Source organism: Tateyamaria sp. syn59, assembly GCF_007995245.1.
Taxonomy (GTDB): domain Bacteria; phylum Pseudomonadota; class Alphaproteobacteria; order Rhodobacterales; family Rhodobacteraceae; genus Tateyamaria.
On sequence record NZ_VCBA01000005.1, the window covers coordinates 110766 to 127720 of the forward strand.

18 protein-coding genes are annotated in these 16955 nt (G+C 62.8%); 11 read left to right on the plus strand and 7 right to left on the minus strand.

Translation table 11 applies throughout. The features are described 5' to 3' along the window. Positions 1-104 precede the first annotated feature (104 nt). A complete protein-coding gene (locus FD715_RS11145) occupies positions 105-872 on the plus strand; it encodes an HpcH/HpaI aldolase/citrate lyase family protein (RefSeq protein WP_147109582.1) in 768 nt (255 codons plus the stop codon). Between the two features lie 33 nt (positions 873-905). Here FD715_RS11145 and FD715_RS11150 read toward each other — a convergent pair whose 3' ends face one another. Next, complete coding sequence (locus FD715_RS11150; protein WP_223274837.1) at positions 906-2033, minus strand: DUF3095 domain-containing protein; 1128 nt, start codon at positions 2031-2033, stop codon at positions 906-908. Between the two features lie 103 nt (positions 2034-2136). Between FD715_RS11150 and FD715_RS11155 the strand changes: the two genes are divergently transcribed. Together FD715_RS11155 and FD715_RS11160 are read left to right on the plus strand one after the other, a co-directional pair. Then, entirely contained in the window at positions 2137-3309 is a 1173-nt protein-coding gene (locus FD715_RS11155; protein WP_147109586.1) for an MFS transporter, read from the plus strand. A gap of 63 nt (positions 3310-3372) precedes the next feature. Further along, on the plus strand, positions 3373-4395 hold the full coding sequence (locus FD715_RS11160) for an aspartate-semialdehyde dehydrogenase (RefSeq protein WP_039685304.1): 1023 nt from the start codon (positions 3373-3375) through the stop codon (positions 4393-4395). 645 nt (positions 4396-5040) lie between these two features. Here FD715_RS11160 and FD715_RS11165 read toward each other — a convergent pair. Continuing rightward, positions 5041-5352, minus strand: coding sequence for a transcriptional regulator (locus tag FD715_RS11165; RefSeq protein ID WP_147109588.1), 312 nt, complete (start codon positions 5350-5352; stop codon positions 5041-5043). A 4-nt stretch (positions 5353-5356) separates the two neighbouring features. Then, on the minus strand, positions 5357-6334 hold the full coding sequence (locus FD715_RS11170) for a sodium-dependent bicarbonate transport family permease (RefSeq protein ID WP_147109590.1): 978 nt from the start codon (positions 6332-6334) through the stop codon (positions 5357-5359). 315 nt (positions 6335-6649) lie between these two features. Between FD715_RS11170 and FD715_RS11175 the strand changes: the two genes are divergently transcribed. The 3 genes from FD715_RS11175 to FD715_RS11185 all read left to right on the plus strand — a co-directional run bounded on the left by FD715_RS11175 (position 6650) and on the right by FD715_RS11185 (position 9201). Beyond that, entirely contained in the window at positions 6650-6994 is a 345-nt protein-coding gene (locus FD715_RS11175) for a hypothetical protein (protein ID WP_223274839.1), read from the plus strand. 69 nt (positions 6995-7063) lie between these two features. Beyond that, positions 7064-8434 carry a M17 family metallopeptidase gene (locus FD715_RS11180; RefSeq protein WP_147109594.1) on the plus strand — a complete coding sequence of 457 codons (1371 nt, stop codon included), beginning with the start codon at positions 7064-7066 and terminating at the stop codon, positions 8432-8434. After that, the gene (locus FD715_RS11185) at positions 8431-9201 is read left to right on the plus strand and encodes a C40 family peptidase (RefSeq protein ID WP_147109595.1); all 771 of its coding nucleotides are present in this window, start codon (positions 8431-8433) and stop codon (positions 9199-9201) included. The genes FD715_RS11180 and FD715_RS11185 overlap by 4 nt, the downstream gene beginning before the upstream one ends. 97 nt (positions 9202-9298) lie before the next feature. Here the strand turns inward: FD715_RS11185 and FD715_RS11190 are convergent, their stop codons facing one another. Beyond that, positions 9299-9646 (minus strand): DUF2794 domain-containing protein, encoded by a 348-nt coding sequence (locus FD715_RS11190; protein WP_147109597.1) that lies wholly within the window; start codon positions 9644-9646, stop codon positions 9299-9301. A gap of 116 nt (positions 9647-9762) precedes the next feature. On the opposite strand from FD715_RS11190, the gene paaI reads away from it, so the two are divergent. Further along, positions 9763-10197: a hydroxyphenylacetyl-CoA thioesterase PaaI gene (gene paaI / locus FD715_RS11195; RefSeq protein WP_147109599.1), complete on the plus strand. Its 435-nt coding sequence runs from the start codon at positions 9763-9765 to the stop codon at positions 10195-10197. Continuing rightward, positions 10194-11483 (plus strand): phenylacetate--CoA ligase PaaK, encoded by a 1290-nt coding sequence (paaK, locus tag FD715_RS11200; protein ID WP_147109601.1) that lies wholly within the window; start codon positions 10194-10196, stop codon positions 11481-11483. Before paaI ends, paaK begins: the two co-directional genes overlap by 4 nt. A gap of 21 nt (positions 11484-11504) precedes the next feature. Here paaK and FD715_RS11205 read toward each other — a convergent pair whose 3' ends face one another. Then, positions 11505-11867 carry a hypothetical protein gene (locus tag FD715_RS11205; protein ID WP_147109603.1) on the minus strand — a complete coding sequence of 121 codons (363 nt, stop codon included), beginning with the start codon at positions 11865-11867 and terminating at the stop codon, positions 11505-11507. 301 nt (positions 11868-12168) lie between these two features. Between FD715_RS11205 and FD715_RS11210 the strand changes: the two genes are divergently transcribed. Beyond that, entirely contained in the window at positions 12169-12702 is a 534-nt protein-coding gene (locus tag FD715_RS11210; RefSeq protein WP_147109605.1) for a biotin transporter BioY, read from the plus strand. Then, positions 12699-13154 (plus strand): DUF1284 domain-containing protein, encoded by a 456-nt coding sequence (locus tag FD715_RS11215; RefSeq protein ID WP_147109607.1) that lies wholly within the window; start codon positions 12699-12701, stop codon positions 13152-13154. Before FD715_RS11210 ends, FD715_RS11215 begins: the two co-directional genes overlap by 4 nt. 308 nt (positions 13155-13462) lie before the next feature. Here the strand turns inward: FD715_RS11215 and FD715_RS11220 are convergent, their stop codons facing one another. Then, positions 13463-15121 carry a DNA polymerase Y family protein gene (locus FD715_RS11220; RefSeq protein ID WP_147109609.1) on the minus strand — a complete coding sequence of 553 codons (1659 nt, stop codon included), beginning with the start codon at positions 15119-15121 and terminating at the stop codon, positions 13463-13465. A gap of 78 nt (positions 15122-15199) precedes the next feature. Next, positions 15200-15817, minus strand: a complete 618-nt coding sequence (locus tag FD715_RS11225; protein WP_147109611.1) for a TetR/AcrR family transcriptional regulator — start codon at positions 15815-15817, stop codon at positions 15200-15202. A gap of 199 nt (positions 15818-16016) precedes the next feature. Between FD715_RS11225 and FD715_RS11230 the strand changes: the two genes are divergently transcribed. Further along, positions 16017-16940, plus strand: coding sequence for an AEC family transporter (locus FD715_RS11230; protein WP_147109613.1), 924 nt, complete (start codon positions 16017-16019; stop codon positions 16938-16940). The last annotated feature ends 15 nt before the right edge of the window (positions 16941-16955 follow it).

Here is a 16955-nt window from a genome sequence, read left to right on the forward strand (position 1 = left end):
GGAAGCAGATGTCTAAAATCGCGTGGCGCGCACGCGCCTCATTTCGGCAGTAGCCACCGGCGCAACCACGGGTCTAGGGTGCGACCAGACAAAGGAGACCGCCCATGCCCGCCCCCACCAACCCGTTCAAGGCCGCCATCAAAAACGGCGAGACCGTCATCGGCTGCTGGCTGTCACTCGGCGACCCGCTCGCGACGGAAATCGCGGGCACGGCAGGGTTCGATTGGCTGCTGATCGATGGCGAACACACGCCCTACGACATCTCACGCGTGCGGATGCAGCTCATGGCGCTGGAAGCCTCCGACAGCCATGCCGCCGTGCGGGTGCCGGTGGGCGAGACATGGATCATCAAACAGGTGCTCGACGCGGGCGCGCAAACGGTGCTGGTGCCGATGGTCGAAACGGCGGAACAGGCGCAGCAACTGGTCCATGACGTCCGCTACCCGCCCATCGGAGGGCGCGGCGTCGGCTATTCCGGCGCACGGTGCAGCCGGTTCGGCGCCATTACCGACTACGGCCCCACGGCAGACGACCAGATCTGCCTGCTCATCCAGGTCGAAAACCGCGCAGGCATCGCCAATCTCGACGACATCCTCGCCGTGGAAGGCATCGACGGCGTCTTCATCGGCCCGGCGGACCTCTCCGCAGACATGGGTTACATGGGCCAACTCACGCACCCAGAGGTACAGGCCACGATCAAGGGCGCCATAGCCCGCATCGAAGCCGCAGGCAAAGCGCCCGGCATCCTCGCCACAACGCCCGAGTTCACCCAAGACGCGCTCGACTGGGGCGCCCGCTTCGTGGCGACCGGGCTGGACCTGCTGATCCTCGCCAAAAGCCTGCGCGAACTGGCGCAGAGGTGGGTGAAATAGGCGGAGGACACCTCCGCCTTACGGGCCCGCGCGCTATCCGGACTTCAGCCCAACAGAGGCCTGCGTATACCCACCCGCAGCACCATCAATGAAATGCACATGCGTGTCGTCCATGATCGACGGCACAATACAGGTCATCATTGCCTCATCCTGCGTGTGCATGCCATAGCGGGCCACACCCTCGGCGCGCGCCTTGTCGAGCACGGCCCGGAGGCGCGACACCGTGCCTGCATCGCAATCCACCGTCATCTTCAACCCGTCATCGAATTTCCGAAAATCAGCATTGTCGCCAACCGTCTTGCGGTAATGCGTGGGATCAAACCCGCCCAGCTTGATCCCGGTCTTGATCAGCACCCACGCGATCAACGTCTCGAACAGCACCTGCCGTTTACGGGCCTTCACCCCTTTGCCGCCATGGCTGGCATGCGCCTCCAGCGTTGCACCCACCGGGGGCCAGCCCGTACCCGGCCCCTCCGGTGGTGCAGGGTGTCCACCCCGCTCCAAATGCGCTACCTCGGCCAGCACCGCTTCGACCACCGCACCAAAACGTGCAGTATCAGCACCCTCCTCCGGCGATAGCAACAACGACAAGATCGTCCCGTTCCGCGCCTTCATATGGCTCCAGCGACAACTTAGCCCCGTCAGGTCCGGCTGTGTCCCCGCGGGGACAGGCGGCACCGTCTCGGCCCCGGCCTTCATCTGCGCCTCAGCCCAGCTGACGCCACCGCCCGCGAACATGGCATAGTCCACGCCGTCCGACACAGCGTAGCGCGCAACGGCCACCTCCGGCCCGGCGGCACGAATGTCAGCGACAGAGTAAAGGCCCACACGCAGGCCCATATCAAACTCTTCCTGCGCCCAAGCCTGCACAGCCCCAAGCGCCTGCGCAGCCTCTGCCGCAAATTCCGGCGGATGGGCAAAGGCGGCCCCGTCACCGCCAAACACATAGGGAAAGGCCCGCCCCGCAGCCGCATTGATCTGGGCCGAGATCACCGCTGCCCCGATCATGTTCACCGTCTTGTATTTGCCCGCCGCGACCGCATCGGTGGACCCCACGATGTCGGACACACCAACCACCCAATCATCCGGCAAAGGCGTGTAACGGCTCAAATCTGCCACATCCCCAAAGGCCGTCAATCGCGGCAGGTCGTCATAAAACATCTTGTACCTCTTCATCCCGACCCTAGCACGGGCCCGCCCCATCACAATGCGCCTTGCACCTCCCCAGCGCTCATGCCACGCAAGCGACAGGAGTGAGGACCCCATGCAAATCGGATTGATCCTGCTGGCGCTGGCCTACGTGCTAAGCCAGTTCTTTCGTGCCTTCCTGGCCGTTCTGACCGGCCCGCTTGAGGCGGAACTGGGCGTCACACCCGACGTGCTCGCCACAGCCTCCGGCTACTGGTTCCTTGCCTTCGCGTTGATGCAACTGCCCGTGGGCAAGGCGCTCGACACGCTCGGCCCCCGCCGCACGGGCGGCTGGCTGTTCCTCATCGGAGGCGCCGGGGGTGCAGCCCTCTTCGCCGTGGCCCAAGGCCCCATCTACATCCACGCCGCCATGGCCCTGATCGGCATCGGCTGCTCGCCCGTCCTGATGGCCAGCTTCTACATCTTCGCGCGCGAGTTTGACCCGGCACGCTTTGCCACGCTGGCGGCGCTGATGATCGGTATCGGCACCATCGGCAACCTGATCTCCAGCTACCCCACCGCCTTCGCCGTCGACACCATCGGCTGGCGCAACACAATGTGGGCGCTCTCGGCAGTCTCAGCCACCGTCGCCCTAGGCGTCCTGCTCTCCGTCCGGGACCCGGCCAAGGCGGAGAAGGCGGGCAAAGGCTCCCTCTTCGACCTCCTGCGCATGCCGGTCCTGTGGTTTATCATCCCGATCATGTTCGTGAACTACGCCCCGGTCGCAGCGGTACGCGGCCTCTGGATCGGGCCATACTTGCGCGACGTCTTCGACCAGACCACCGCCCAGATCGGCATCGCCACGCTGGTGATGAGCCTCGCCATGATCCTCGGCACAATCGCCTATGGCCCGCTCGACCGGATCTTCGGCACCCGCAAATGGGTCGTGTTCACCGGTAACGCACTCACCATCGCCATGCTGACCCTCGTCATCTTCTGGATCGACGCAGGCCCCTGGACCTCTATCGCGCTTTTCGCCGCCATCGGCGCACTCGGCGCATCCTTCCCGGTCATCATCGCCCACGCGCGCAGCTTCTTTCCCCCGCACCTCACCGGGCGGGGCGTGACGCTGATGAATCTCTTTGGAATCGGCGGCGTGGGGGTCATGCAAACCATCTCGGGCCGCATCCACACTGCGACCGCAGGCGGCGATCCGACAGCCCCATACATCGCGATCTTCAGCTTTTTCTCCATTGCCCTCGCAATAGGTGTGGCCATCTATGCACTTAGCCGTGATGCCACCGACTGACGCCCTTTCCCCCAGCAGACATTGGGTGTAAGGGCCACGCACCTACCCGAAAAGGAGTCTATTATGGGGTATCGTGTCGTCGTCGCAGGCGCCACCGGCAATGTGGGCCGCGAAATGCTGAACATCCTGGCCGAGCGCCAGTTTCCCGTGGACGAGCTGGCCGTTCTGGCAAGCCGCCGTTCCTTGGGCACGGAAGTGTCCTTTGGGGATCAGACACTGACGACAAAGGACCTCGACACATTCGACTTCACGGGCTGGGACATGGCGCTGTTCGCCATCGGCTCCGATGCCACCAAGAAATACGCGCCAAAGGCGGCCGCCGCAGGCTGCGTGGTCATCGACAACTCGTCGCTCTACCGCTACGACCCCGATGTGCCGCTGATCGTGCCCGAAGTGAACGCCGACGCGATCGAAGGGTATGCGAAGAAGAACATCATCGCCAACCCCAACTGCTCGACCGCGCAAATGGTCGTGGCGCTGAAGCCGCTGCACGACCGGGCCAAGATCAAGCGCGTGGTCGTCTCGACCTACCAATCCGTGTCCGGCGCGGGCAAGGAGGGGATGGACGAGCTCTGGGACCAGACCAAGGCGGTCTACAACCCCACATCCGAGGTTGAGCCCAAGAAGTTCCAGAAGCAGATCGCCTTCAACGTGATCCCGCATATCGACGTCTTCATGGACGATGGCTCGACCAAGGAAGAGTGGAAGATGGTCGCTGAGACGAAGAAAATCGTCGATCCGTCGATCAAGGTCACGGCCACATGCGTGCGCGTGCCGGTCTTCGTCGGCCACTCGGAATCGATCAATATCGAGACCGAAGACTTCCTGGACGAAGACGAAGCCCGCGACATCCTGCGCGAAGCGCCGGGCATCATGGTGATCGACAAGCGCGAAGACGGCGGCTACGTCACGCCGATCGAATGCGTGGGCGACTTTGCCACGTTCATCAGCCGCATCCGGCAGGACAGCACGATCGACAACGGCCTGAACTTCTGGTGCGTGTCGGACAACCTGCGCAAAGGCGCCGCCCTGAACGCCGTGCAGATTGCCGAAGTTCTGGGCCAGCGCGTGCTGAAAAAGGGCTAGAAGGACTCGATCACACCAAAATCGTCGGGTTCGGCCTTTGTGGTCGGGCCCGCAAGCAGGTGGGCCATCCGATACGGGTAGTCCGGCATTGCAGCGTCAAAAAGCTTGACCAAATATCATAGATAAAACGTGGTCCGAAGCCGTTAAGCAATCATTACGCCCAACAGCATCCCAGTTTGCGGAGAGCAAAGAGCCACCAGAGCAAACCATAAAATGCAGCTTAATTAGAATTGTAAGCACTTGGACATACAGCATATCTCTCTGAAATCTTGAGAAAAAATACAGATCCGATGTATTCGTTAAACCTAGCCGCTTCAACGCAAGACATTGGTAACATGATCCTGTCATACCCGAAGCTACCGGTCGGATCTCACAGCACACGCTGATCCGACCAACAGGACGCCACGACAGTGCACGCGTCCAACATACGGCAGAATGCCAACTTCCATCTAGCGACGCAGCGCGCCCCGACCATGGGGTGGTTTGATCAGGTGCGCCTGAAAAAAACGCAGATGGAACATCGGCATCACGCCAGACATATCCGCGCGCAGAAGGAACCAGTGAATGGGGTGAGTGGCGTGCGGATCAGTGGGGTAACGAGTGGTCAGGGCGGCGCATCCGGTGGGAGGCGTCGCCCATTTCCTGTCAGAACCTTTCGGCCCGCAGCACCTCGCAATCGCTCACGGTGACAATCCCGATATGCCGCTCGACCACGGCAAAGGCGGCGTCCAGCAGCCCATCCAACCGCTCGGGCCGGATCACGCACAGCACCTGCACCATGCCGGTGCCCCGGCTGACCTGACCCTCACGGCTCCAGGTCCCCGAATCGCCGGATCCGCCCAGCACAGGCAAGACAGTCCACCCGGTCACGCCGGCCTTCTCCATCGCGTCGGTCAACCGGCTCTGCATCACCTGTTCGATGATGATGGCGACACGTTTGGCCTTGTGTGTTTGCATCCGCTTATCCCCCGGTCAGCGCGCTGGCGACGGCGACATAGATTGGAATGCCGAGCGTCAGATTGAATGGAAAAGTCACCCCGAGCGACAAGGTCAGATAGATCGACGGGTTGGCCTCAGGCAACGCAACCCGCATGGCCGCAGGCACCGCAATATAGCTGGCCGAGGCCGACAGCACCATGAACAAAGCCACACCGCCCGTGCTGACGCCCAAGAGCAGGCCAGCGACACAGCCAAACATGGCCCCGACCAGCGGCATCACGACACCAAAGGTCAGCACACCGGGTTTCAACACACCCGATCCACCGCGCAGGCCCCGGCCCGCCACCAGCCCCATATCCAGCAGGAACAGGCACAAAACACCCTGAAACGGCGACACGATAAAGGCTTCGATCTTGGCCAGCCCCTCGTTCCCCGTGATCCAACCGATGAAAAAGCTGCCCACCAGCAACACGATGGAGCCGTTCAGCATGATTTCTCTCAGCAATTCGGGATCCATCCTCCGGCTGTCCCCGCCCCGCGAAATCAACCAAAGCGCCGACAGAATCGCAGGTGCCTCCATCGCGGCAGCAACGGCCACCATATAACCCTCGGACGCGATGCCACTGCTGCTCAGAACTGATGTCGCAGCCACAAAGGTCACGATGGAAATCGACCCGTAGTGCGCCGCCACCGCCGCTGCATCCAACCGGCTCAGGTTCCCCATCACCTGCAAGAGGCCAAAGGCCACGATAGGCAAGGCGGCAGACAACACGATCCCGGCCAGAAGGGATGCCGCAAGCGTCCCGTCAATGCCATGATCCGCCACGCTCACCCCGCCTTTGAAACCAATGGCGAACAGAAGGTAAATCGACATGCCCTTGGCCACAGCCTCGGGAATGTTCAGGTCGGACCGGGCCAGCGACGCAGCCACACCAAGGGCAAAACTCAGGATGATGGGCGACAGCAGGTTTGTCGCCGCAAGGCTCAGGATTTGATCCAACTCTGTCCCCTTTGATGCCCGGTCTTACACCGGTTGCAAATCAAGTGTTTCGCGCGCGAAACGTGTCATCGGGCCGGACGACGAGAGCACAGGCAAGCGCTTGCGTCGGTCCGGGCCCAATAGGACTGCCCCGCACATATTGAGGGCGGTGGTTATCCCGATTTCGCGACAAATTCGAGCGAAAAGACAGGTCCGGCATAACGATTTGGGAAGGCTCTTTGACCTATGCATGTCGCAGCCGTGGGGGCGGACGACTTTTGGGTGAGAAGAGGTGACGTTTTGTCAACAGTAACACAAATTCAACTGCACGAATCCGTGCAGGTCAATCATGACCGCTTGCACGCGCTTTACGGCGAGATGGACCCGGCAAACGCCGAGGATGTCGTGTGCCGCGCGATGGAGGAACTAGCCCTGCGCATGGCCCATTGCGACCGGCTTTATCGCAAGGGCGAGCTGGAAGAATTGCGTCGTTCGGCCAAATCGCTGATCGCCATTGCCGACCAGATCGGAATGGATGTGCTGGCCAGTGTGGCCAAGGATGTAGTGACCTGTACCGAGGCGCGCGACCAGGTTGCGCTTGCTGCCACGCTCGGCCGCCTGCTGCGCACGGGCGAAGGGTCGCTCACGGCGATCTGGGACCTGCAAGACATTCAAATCTAGGGCACTCTTGCGACGCAGCCCAAACAGGCTAGGGTTTGCTTCGATTAGACTTGCAGGACCCGCACCGCCATGACGCTCAGCTTTGCCACGCCGGATGACACCACCCGGTCTGTTCACCTTTTGGCAGAAAGCGCCGTACCGGATTGGCGAGCCACGCAATCAGATGCGGTGCAGGAGTGGATCGACGCGCACGGCTTTACCGGTGCCATTGGGCAGGCTCTGTTGCTGCCCGGTGGCACACAGGCGGTGATCGGCTACGGCAACGAAAGCTCTCGTGCGCGCGGCCGTTTCCACGTTGCAGCGGCCGCGGCCCAGCTGCCGAAAGGAACCTACCAGCTTGTCACCGACTTGCCGACGGATCAGCTACGGACAGAAGCGCTGGGTTGGCTGCTCGCCAGCTACCGGTTTGACCGGTACAAGGATCAATCCTCGTTTCCGGCCCGGTTGGTCGCACCGGACGGTATCGACGCCGCGCGGACCGAAGCAATTGCCGCGGGCGAGGCGCTGACACGCACGCTGATCAACACACCCGCCGCTGATATGGGCCCACCCGATCTGGAACAGGCCGCCCGCGATCTGGCCGAAACCCATGGCGCAGCCATCACGGTCATCACGGGCGACGACCTGCTGGCGCAGAACTTCCCGATGATCCACACAGTGGGCCGCGCCGCCGACCGCGCGCCCCGGCTGATCGACATGACATGGGGCGAAACGGGTCCGAAACTCACGCTGGTGGGCAAGGGGGTCTGCTTTGACACCGGTGGCCTCAACCTCAAACCCGGCGCCTCCATGGGCCTGATGAAAAAGGACATGGGCGGATCCGCCGCTGTCCTCGGCCTCGCCCACATGATCATGGCAACCGGACTGCCCGTCCAACTGCGCGTTCTGATCCCGGCGGTCGAAAACAGCGTCTCGGGCAACGCCTTCCGGCCTCAGGACATCCTGACCAGCCGCAAGGGGCTGACGGTCGAGATTAACAACACCGACGCCGAAGGGCGTCTGGTGCTGGCCGACGCACTGGCCCTCGCGGACGAGGACGCGCCGGACCTCATCATCTCCATGGCCACGCTCACCGGGGCGGCCCGTGTGGCCGTCGGCCCCGACCTCGCCCCCTACTACACTGATGAGATGCCGCTTTCAGCGGCACTCGAAGAGGCAGCGACCACAACCGCCGACCCGGTCTGGCGCATGCCCTTCCACGCGCCCTACGAATCCATGATCGAACCCGGCATCGCTGACCTCGACAACGCGCCCAAGGGCGGCTTCGCGGGCTCCATCACCGCCGCCCTTTTCCTGCGCCGCTTCGTGGGCAGCGCCCCCTACATTCATTTCGACATCTACGGCTGGCAACCCAGCAGCGCCCCCGCGCGGCCCAAGGGCGGCGTCGGCCAGGGCACCCGCGCCCTGCTCGACGCACTGCCAAAGATACTCAAGCTGTGACAGACCGCCGAACCACCCCCGACCCGCATCTGGTCGACGGCACAGCCCCCGGCCAGATCACTGTCCCCTTCGTTGACCTGCTCCGCGCCCCAAACGGCCCCCGCGACAGGCAACTCATCGCAGGGGCGCGTGTGACAGTACTCGGCCAAACCGACGGCCACGCCTATATCCGCGCCGACCTCGACGGCTATATCGGTTTTGTCCCGTCCAACGCCATCGGCCCGGTGACGGAACCGACCCACATGGTCACAACCCCGGCCGCACATAGCTACGACCACGCGACTTTTAAATCACCGGACACAGCGACCCTCACCTTCGGCACCAAACTGACCGCCCTGTCTGAGACAGCGGACTACATCCAAACCCATTTCGGCCACGTGCCCAAGCCCAACCTGTCGCCCCTCCCCTACAGCGCAAACCCGATCGACACAGCCCGCCTCTTCCTCGGCACGCCCTACCTCTGGGGCGGCAACACACGCGCCGGCATCGACTGTTCCGGCCTCGCCCAAATCGCGCTCACGACGGCGGGCTTCTCCTGCCCCGGCGACAGCGACCAACAGGAAGCCGCGTTCAGCGACGCCACCGGCCCGTACCAACCGGGCGACCTCCTCTTCTGGAAGGGACACGTCGCCCTCGTCACCAGCCCCACCCACATGATCCACGCCAACGCCACCCACATGGCCGTGGTCGAAGAACCCATCGCCCCCGCCACAAAACGGATCAAGGCCAATGGCGACGGCGAGATCACCAGCCACAAACGGCCATAAACGCCTTCTTCTCTTTCCAAATACGGTCGGGGGAGCTCGAGGGGGCAGACAGCCCCCTCGTCAGAAAAAATAGATCGCGCCCGCGTCAGCGGACAATTCACTCAACGGCCCGGATCAGCTTCCGCTCAAGCACCCGCAGCACGGTCTTCAGATCCTGCCCCCGGCGCAGCACCTGCCCGTCCATGCCAATGACAGCATACATCCCCTGCTTACCGCGCAGCTTGGGCCGCTTTTCAATGCGGTACATCGGGTTCTCCGCCGTCCGCCGAAACACCGAAAACACCGCCACATCACGCAAACAGGAAATCCCGTAATCCCGCCATTCCCCTGCCGCGACCATGCGCCCATAAAGCGACAGGATCACGGACAGCTCGGTTCTGTGAAAAGCCACCTGCGGGCTCGGCATTTCGCGAAGATTGGACGGGGGTGGCGTCTGAAGCGTCATGGCACCACACTTGCGCGGCCCGCTCACAAATTCAAGAGCCGTGCCAACATGCTTGAAAGCGTTACAAAATGACGGCAAAGTTGGACAAGTCTGAAACGCATAGGGGAGGATGCCGGATGACACCCGAAGAGCGCGCCCAGCGCTGCGCGGACGCCATGTGGGCCACGGACGATGCCAGCCAGGCCCTCGGCATGCGGATCGAAAACGTCGGCCCCGGCACGGCGACCCTGACGATGCAGGTACGCAAACACATGCTCAACGGCCACGGCATCTGTCACGGCGGCATGATCTTTACCCTGGCAGACAGCGCCTTTGCCTTCGCCTGCAACAGCTACAACCGGCTCACCGTCGCGCAATCGAACCAGATCACCTACCTTGCCCCCGGCCAGTTGGACGAGGTGCTGACCGCCACCGCGACGGAGGTCGCACGCGAGGGCCGCTCCGGCACCTATGACGTCACCGTCACCGGCGCAGACACCCGCCAGATCGCCCTCTTCCGCGGCCTCTCCCGCGAAATCTCCGGCACGCATTTCGAGGAGAACACGGAATGAAAGACCTTACCCCCGCCAAAGACACCCTCGATCCCATCGAAATCGCCAGCCGGGACGAGATCGCGGCGCTGCAACTCGACCGTCTGAAATGGTCACTGAACCACGCCTACCAGAACGTGCCGCACTACAAGGCCGCCTTCGACGCCGCTGGCATCCACCCTGATGACCTCACCGCGCTTAGCGACCTCTCCAAATTCCCCTTCACCACCAAACAGGACCTGCGCGCCAACTACCCGTTCGGCATGTTTGCGGTTCCCCGTACGGACGTGAAACGCATCCACGCCTCCTCCGGCACCACCGGGCAACCCACGGTCGTCGGCTACACCGAAAACGACCTCAAGAACTGGGGCAACGTGGTCGCACGCTCCCTGCGCGCCGCGGGCCTGCAACCGGGTGACCTTTTGCACAACGCCTATGGCTACGGCCTCTTCACCGGCGGGCTCGGCATCCACCTCGGCGCCGACGCGCTTGGGCTCACCACGATCCCCATCTCCGGCGGCATGACCCCCCGCCAGGTCCGCCTGATCGAAGACTTCAAACCCAAGGGGATCACGGTCACGCCGTCCTACGCCCTCTCGGTCCTCGACGAATTCAACGAGCAGGGCCTCGACCCCCGCGCCTCCTCGCTCGAAGTTGGCATCTTCGGCGCCGAACCCTGGACCAACGCCATGCGCACGGAAATCGAACAGGCCTTCGACATGCACGCCGTTGACATCTACGGCCTGTCGGAAGTCATCGGCCCCGGCGTCTCAATGGAATGCGTGGAAACCAAAGACGGCCTGCACATCTGGGAAGACCACTTCTTCCCCGAAATCATCGACCCGAACACGGGGCAACCCGTCGAAGACGGCGAAATGGGCGAACTTGTCTTCACCTCGCTGACCAAGGAAGCGTTCCCGATCATCCGCTACCGCACCCGCGACCTCACCCGGCTTTTGCCCGGCACCGCCCGCTCCATGCGGCGCATGGAAAAGGTCACCGGACGCAGCGACGACATGATCATCCTGCGCGGCGTCAACGTCTTCCCCACCCAGATCGAGGAATGCCTGATGGCCACCCCCGGCCTCGCCCCGCATTTCCAGATCGAACTGACCAAACCCGACCGCATGGACCAGATGCGCGTGCTGTGCGAGGCGACCAATGGGGGCGACAGCACCGACGCCGCCCGCGCACTGGCGTCACGGATCAAGCAAACCATCGGGATCAGCGTCAAAGTCGACGTGTCCGATCCTGGCAGCATAGAGCGGTCACAGGGCAAGGCGGTCAGGATCGTGGACAAGCGGTAGGGCGCACAGCCACCCCAACGGTCACGACAACCGATCCAACAGCGCCACCTTCAACGCCTCGTATTCGCGCTCCGGAATGCCGTCCATCGCAGCGTCACGATCCGTCAGCGCATCCTGATAGGGATCAGGCGCAGCAAAACGCGCACCCGGCCGGACAAACTGACTGTCGGTCAGATCACAACGCTGACCATCAATACGGTTGTAGTAATGCCAGACGCCCGCACACGGCGTCCGCAAAACCTGCCCACCAAACAAATCATGGATCACGGCGCTGGTGACATTGCATTGCCCATTGGCCGGGTTCTCCTTGGACCATTGCTGCGCCGTGTCCAGCGACCATGCGGTCTCAAGCGCGGCGCGCACCCGGTCCTCATCAAACGCCATATGCGCATCCCTCCCAAACCGATCATGGATGTGTCGGCATACCTGCCCTCCGCACCCGGTCCAAGAACCAACCGCTGATGCAAAGGCCCAGCGCCCTCTGCCAGAGCCACAACTGCCCTTGAAACACCCCCATGCTTTCGGCAAGTAACAGCCGACGCAGCATGTCGCCCGCTTTCCAACAGAATTTCCTTCGACCACAGTACCTTGGTCACACGCACCCGTGATCGCAGTCCAACAAAAAAGAGCCAAACCCTTGTCCACATCCACACATACCGTCGGCAGTCCCATCGGGATCGGTCAAATGTCCTCTCTTTGGAAGGTCACATTTGTGATCTGCGGCACGCTGTTCCTCGCGCTGTCCTCCTATATCGAGGTGCCGATGGTGCCCGTCCCGGTGACGATGCAAACCTTTGCGGTAACGCTGGTCGGCGCGCTCTACGGATGGCGGCTGGGCGGTGCGACCATCATCGCCTGGCTTGGTCAGGGGGCCCTTGGCCTTCCCGTCCTCGCAGGCGGCGCTGCCGGGGCGCATCACTTCATCGGCCCGACCGGCGGCTACCTCTTCGCCTTCATCCTCGCGGGTGCGCTGACCGGCTGGCTCGTGGAACGCGGCTGGAACGGCCACCGCCTTGGCCTCGCCTTTGCCGCGATGCTGGCGGGCAATGCGCTCTGCCTCGTCGTGGGTGCCGCATGGCTGGCAGTTCTGATCGGTGTCGAAGCTGCAATCACAGGCGGCGTGCTGCCCTTCATCGTCGGGGGCGTGCTGAAATCGGCACTTGGCGCAATGATCCTGCTCGGTCTGGCCAAACGGGCCAAGCGCGCGCCCGGTTCGTGACGGTCCGCTTGCGCGCACACCATCTGCTGTGCGTGCTGACCTACGTGGGCAAAGGCTACACCCCGGCCTTTGTCGCCAACCTCGATAGGATGGCCGCCCGTCTCAGCGACGGCGAAGACATGCTGATCGTCGAGGGACCCGATGATATCTGCGCACCCCTTCTGGAAGGGGGCGACGGACACTGCCACACGGCCAGTGTCAGGCGGCGCGACCAGATCGCGCTGGCAGAGGTCGCATCCTCCCTTCAACGTGATCTTGTGGCTGGCGACAGGCTGACGCTTGGCGCCGCACAGCTCGCCAACCTGCGCGGCTCATATGCCGCCGAACAGGTGCACGGCGCGTGTGGTGGCTGTCAATGGAAACCGCTCTGCGGGTCCGTAGCGGCCAGCGGCTACCGCGACACCCGGCTACAGGCCAGATCGTCGCCGCACCCACAAAGCCAAGAAGCGTAGCGCGTCCTTGATCGCCGCCACCTGCCAAAAGGACCGTTTTGTCTGGTCTGTAAGCGGGCAAAGCCCGCCCGAAATTCACCGGATATTTACCAAGGTTAACGCGATATCGCACCTTACCGAATGGTTAACCGGTGCCCTGTGATCGTCAGGGACTAAAACACGCAGTTTGACGCGGAAAATGTGCAGTTTCCGCAAAACGGCCCGATTTCGCCCCTGTTTGGCCTGCCCAAATATCGCAGTTTTCATTCGAAACTTCGCAGTTTCGCGCGCTCGGCCCCACCGCACGCTGCGTTAACCCCACCGTACGGTCAGGCAAAGGATCCGTGACAAAACCACCCCGCCGACATCGCGCCGCCATGGGCATAGAACAGCCACAGCCGCTGCCCGTCCGTCGTGTCCGTCACCCAATAATCCCGCGTGCCCGACCGCCAGTTCGGATCGTCCAGCCACCATTCCGGCGCGATCCGCTCGGGGCCGATGGCGCGGTGCCGGGTCAGGTCCATGCCCCGCCAGCGGAAAACCTTCGGCATCTTGGGGGTCGCCGGGGCGTGCACAGGCTCGGGGTGCCACAGCAACAAGGGGCGCGGATTTGTAGGTTTGGGCCACGGCCCTTGATGCGGTTCCGACCACGCAGCAGACATGACCTTGTGAGATTTTTCAGGGATATGGCTGTCCGCCGGTTCAAAGCGCCGGATGGAATCCAGCCCCACCCGCGCGCCCAGCCGCCCGATCAGATCGTCCATCGCGTTGGCGCTGTTCAGCCGTGCCTGCACGGCGGCCCCTGCCTCGCGGTGACCCACGGGCATCACGTCGTGAACCGGCTCAACCTGCGTAGCCAACACGCGGATCATGTCGATGCCAAAGCCTGCGTCGATCTCCTCGATCTTCATCTCCAACAGCGGTCGGATGCGGTGCGGATCATGCGTGGGACGGGCCAACCCCACCTCGACCACCTCAATGGCATGATCGCTGCGATGGGCTTGCAGCATCACCCGCCGCGCGCCTTTTCCCTTGTCTTCCAGCATCTTGCAGAGCCGGGGCAGAGTCCGGTCAATGGCAGCCATCACATCCTCGGCCAGCCCGATTGGGTCGGGCAAGGTCATGCGGACGGCAAAGTGATCAGGCGGCTTTGCGGGAGACACAGGCTCGGGCGCGCTGCCCATCGCCTGGTCCAGCCGCATGACCAACCCGCGCCCGAACCGACGCGCCAATCCGGCCCGTGGCTGGCCCAGTAGATCCCCCACCCGGCGCAGCCCCAGGCGGCCCAGCTGCGCCGTCATATCCGCGTCCAGGCGCAGGGCGGCAATGGGCAGGGGCGACAGCGCACCATAGGTCTGGCCGGGCGGCGCAATCCGTTTGATATCGGAGACCTGCATGGTGACACCGGGGGCCGCACCCCCCTTGGTCCAATGCCGCCGCTTGCCCGCGCGGGACCGCGTGGCGCGCGCCTCTTGATCAATGGAATCGCCCGACCGATCCGACCCCGCCGCGCGTCCCGCATACCGGGCCAGGGCCCAAGCCGCCCCGCGCGTGTCGGCCAGCCCCATCAAAACGCTTAGGCCCAAATCGGTGCAGTCATCCTGCACCACCTGCATCAACTGCGCCTCGCCTCCGAACAGATGCGCACAGCCCGTCAGATCAACGACCAGCGCGTCCCCATCCTCGGGCGCGACCCAGGGCGAAAACTTGCCCGCCCAACGCTGCAACGCCTCAAGAAACCGCTGTTCTCCTTGCGGGCTGCGCGGAAAGGTCAAAAGCCCCGGACACATCGCATGGGCATCGCGCACGGGCTGTCCCACCTGCAGACCCGCCGCCTGCGCCACCCCGTTCAGGGCGGTGATCACCTGCATGTTCTGTTGTTCGCACGCGACAGCTACAGGCTGATCCGCCAGTACGGGCTGACGCCTGATCAGGCGCTCAACCCCAAGCCTGGGAAACCAGATGGACAGGATACGACGGTTGGGCATGCACAAATGTTCTTAATTTGTTCTCATGCCAAACTAGGCTGAGTCGGGTCCTTGAGTCGAGTCAGCCCACCTGCGACATCACGCGCCGTAGCGGGCCAGGAACGTCTTGACGGCGCTGTCGACGACGCGGTCGATGTCTTCTTCGGTGACGCTGTCGATCACCCCGAACATCAGGCGCGGCCAGATATCCGCCTTGCACAGCTCACCAAACTGGTCCGCTGCCAGCGTGTAATCGTCAATCTTCAGGTCCCCGCGCGCCACGGCGGCCTCGAAATACTCGCCCATCTCGGCACGCATACGTTCGGGCCCGGACTTGTAAAAGGCGCGCCCGATCTCGGGGAAGCGATCCGATTCCGCCACGCAGATACGAAACACCTGTTGTCCGAACTTCGACGTGATGAACCTCAGGAAATGTTTGCCGGCCTGGCACAGCACCTCGCGCGGCGCGGCATTCATGTCGATATTGTCGATGGCATCCTGACTTTGGCGGGCGCATTCCGAGTTGGCCACCTCCATGAACAGCAGGCGCTTGTCCGGGAAGTAGCTATAGAGCGTCGCCTTGCTGACCCCCGCGGCGCGGGCAATGTCATCCACACTCGCCCCCTCAAAGCCGTCGGCCATGAACACATCACGCGCCCCGTCCAGAACCTGGTCAAATTTCCGGCCCTTACGGACAATTGGCATTGCGTCGTTCATCTGGCGTCCTGTGCAGCGGGATGATCCTCAATATAAACCGTTTCGTTCAGTTTCTACACGAAAAACCAACGGCCCACACCGCTTGCCCCACATCAAAAGTCACCGCATAACACCGCAGCACCCCCTGAGATAGCGCTTTTCGCGGCGCGCAGGATCATCGGCAGTGGATAGCCAAGACAACACGCGCTATCCCTGATGCATGCTGCCCATCCTGCTGAAGACCCTGCCCTTTTTCGCGCTGATCGGCCTTGGCTATTGGGCGGGCCGCACCCGCTTTTTCACCGAAGAGGCGACGGCCTATCTGACGAAATTCGTATTTTATTTCGCCCTGTCCGCGATGATCTTTCGCTTTGCCGCAAACCTCGAACTGGCCGAGGTTTGGGATGGACGTCTTGTTGCAGCGTACCTCTGGGGCACCGCTTTCGTCTACGGAATCGCGACCATGGTCGGTTTCCTGCGCGGCCTTGATGTGCAGACCAACGCGGTCGAAGCGCAATGCGCGGTGATCGGCAACGCGGGCTTTCTGGGGTTGCCCATGCTAGCGCTCCTCTTCGGTCCAGAAGCCATTGGCCCCGTGATGCTGGTCCTCGCCACGGACCTCATCGTGTTTTCCAGCCTGATCGTTATCCTGATCACCATCGGGCGCGATGGGCGCATGTCACCGGCGATCATCAAGACCATCGGGATGGGCCTGCTAAAAAACCCGATGATCGTCGCGATGGCCCTAGGCCTTCTGTGGTCGGGCCTCAAAATACCCATCCCTGACCCGATGAACGACTTTCTGACGATCCTCGGCGGTGCCGCGACACCGGGTGCCCTGTTCGCCATCGGTGCCTCCCTCGCCTCCAAATCAGCCGAGCGTATTGAAATCGCGGGTTGGCTCAGCTTATGCAAACTGGTGCTGCACCCGGCCTTTGTCGCGTTCTCAGCGCTCTTCCTTTTCAGCGTCGAGCCCTTTGGCGCGGCCATGATCATTGCCTGCGCTGCCATGCCCGTGGCAGGCAACATCTACATGCTGGCACAGCACTATGGCGTTGCCCCACAAAGGGTCTCTGCCGCCATCCTCGTCTCGACCACACTCAGCGTCGCAACCCTCACAGCGGTGATCGCGTGGGTGAGCTGATCCTTCTTCATTTCG

What these genes read in the sequence shown, in the direction of transcription:
- FD715_RS11145 (WP_147109582.1), top strand. Translation starts at nt 105, where the DNA reads ATGCCCGCCCCCACCAACCCGTTCAAGGCCGCCATCAAAAACGGCGAG.
- FD715_RS11150 (WP_223274837.1), bottom strand. Translation starts at nt 2,033, where the DNA reads ATGTTTTATGACGACCTGCCGCGATTGACGGCCTTTGGGGATGTGGCA.
- FD715_RS11155 (WP_147109586.1), top strand. Translation starts at nt 2,137, where the DNA reads ATGCAAATCGGATTGATCCTGCTGGCGCTGGCCTACGTGCTAAGCCAG.
- FD715_RS11160 (WP_039685304.1), top strand. Translation starts at nt 3,373, where the DNA reads ATGGGGTATCGTGTCGTCGTCGCAGGCGCCACCGGCAATGTGGGCCGC.
- FD715_RS11165 (WP_147109588.1), bottom strand. Translation starts at nt 5,352, where the DNA reads ATGCAAACACACAAGGCCAAACGTGTCGCCATCATCATCGAACAGGTG.
- FD715_RS11180 (WP_147109594.1), top strand. Translation starts at nt 7,064, where the DNA reads ATGACGCTCAGCTTTGCCACGCCGGATGACACCACCCGGTCTGTTCAC.
- FD715_RS11190 (WP_147109597.1), bottom strand. Translation starts at nt 9,646, where the DNA reads ATGACGCTTCAGACGCCACCCCCGTCCAATCTTCGCGAAATGCCGAGC.
- paaI (WP_147109599.1), top strand. Translation starts at nt 9,763, where the DNA reads ATGACACCCGAAGAGCGCGCCCAGCGCTGCGCGGACGCCATGTGGGCC.
- paaK (WP_147109601.1), top strand. Translation starts at nt 10,194, where the DNA reads ATGAAAGACCTTACCCCCGCCAAAGACACCCTCGATCCCATCGAAATC.
- FD715_RS11205 (WP_147109603.1), bottom strand. Translation starts at nt 11,867, where the DNA reads ATGGCGTTTGATGAGGACCGGGTGCGCGCCGCGCTTGAGACCGCATGG.
- FD715_RS11210 (WP_147109605.1), top strand. Translation starts at nt 12,169, where the DNA reads ATGTCCTCTCTTTGGAAGGTCACATTTGTGATCTGCGGCACGCTGTTC.
- FD715_RS11220 (WP_147109609.1), bottom strand. Translation starts at nt 15,121, where the DNA reads ATGCCCAACCGTCGTATCCTGTCCATCTGGTTTCCCAGGCTTGGGGTT.
- FD715_RS11225 (WP_147109611.1), bottom strand. Translation starts at nt 15,817, where the DNA reads ATGAACGACGCAATGCCAATTGTCCGTAAGGGCCGGAAATTTGACCAG.
- FD715_RS11230 (WP_147109613.1), top strand. Translation starts at nt 16,017, where the DNA reads ATGCTGCCCATCCTGCTGAAGACCCTGCCCTTTTTCGCGCTGATCGGC.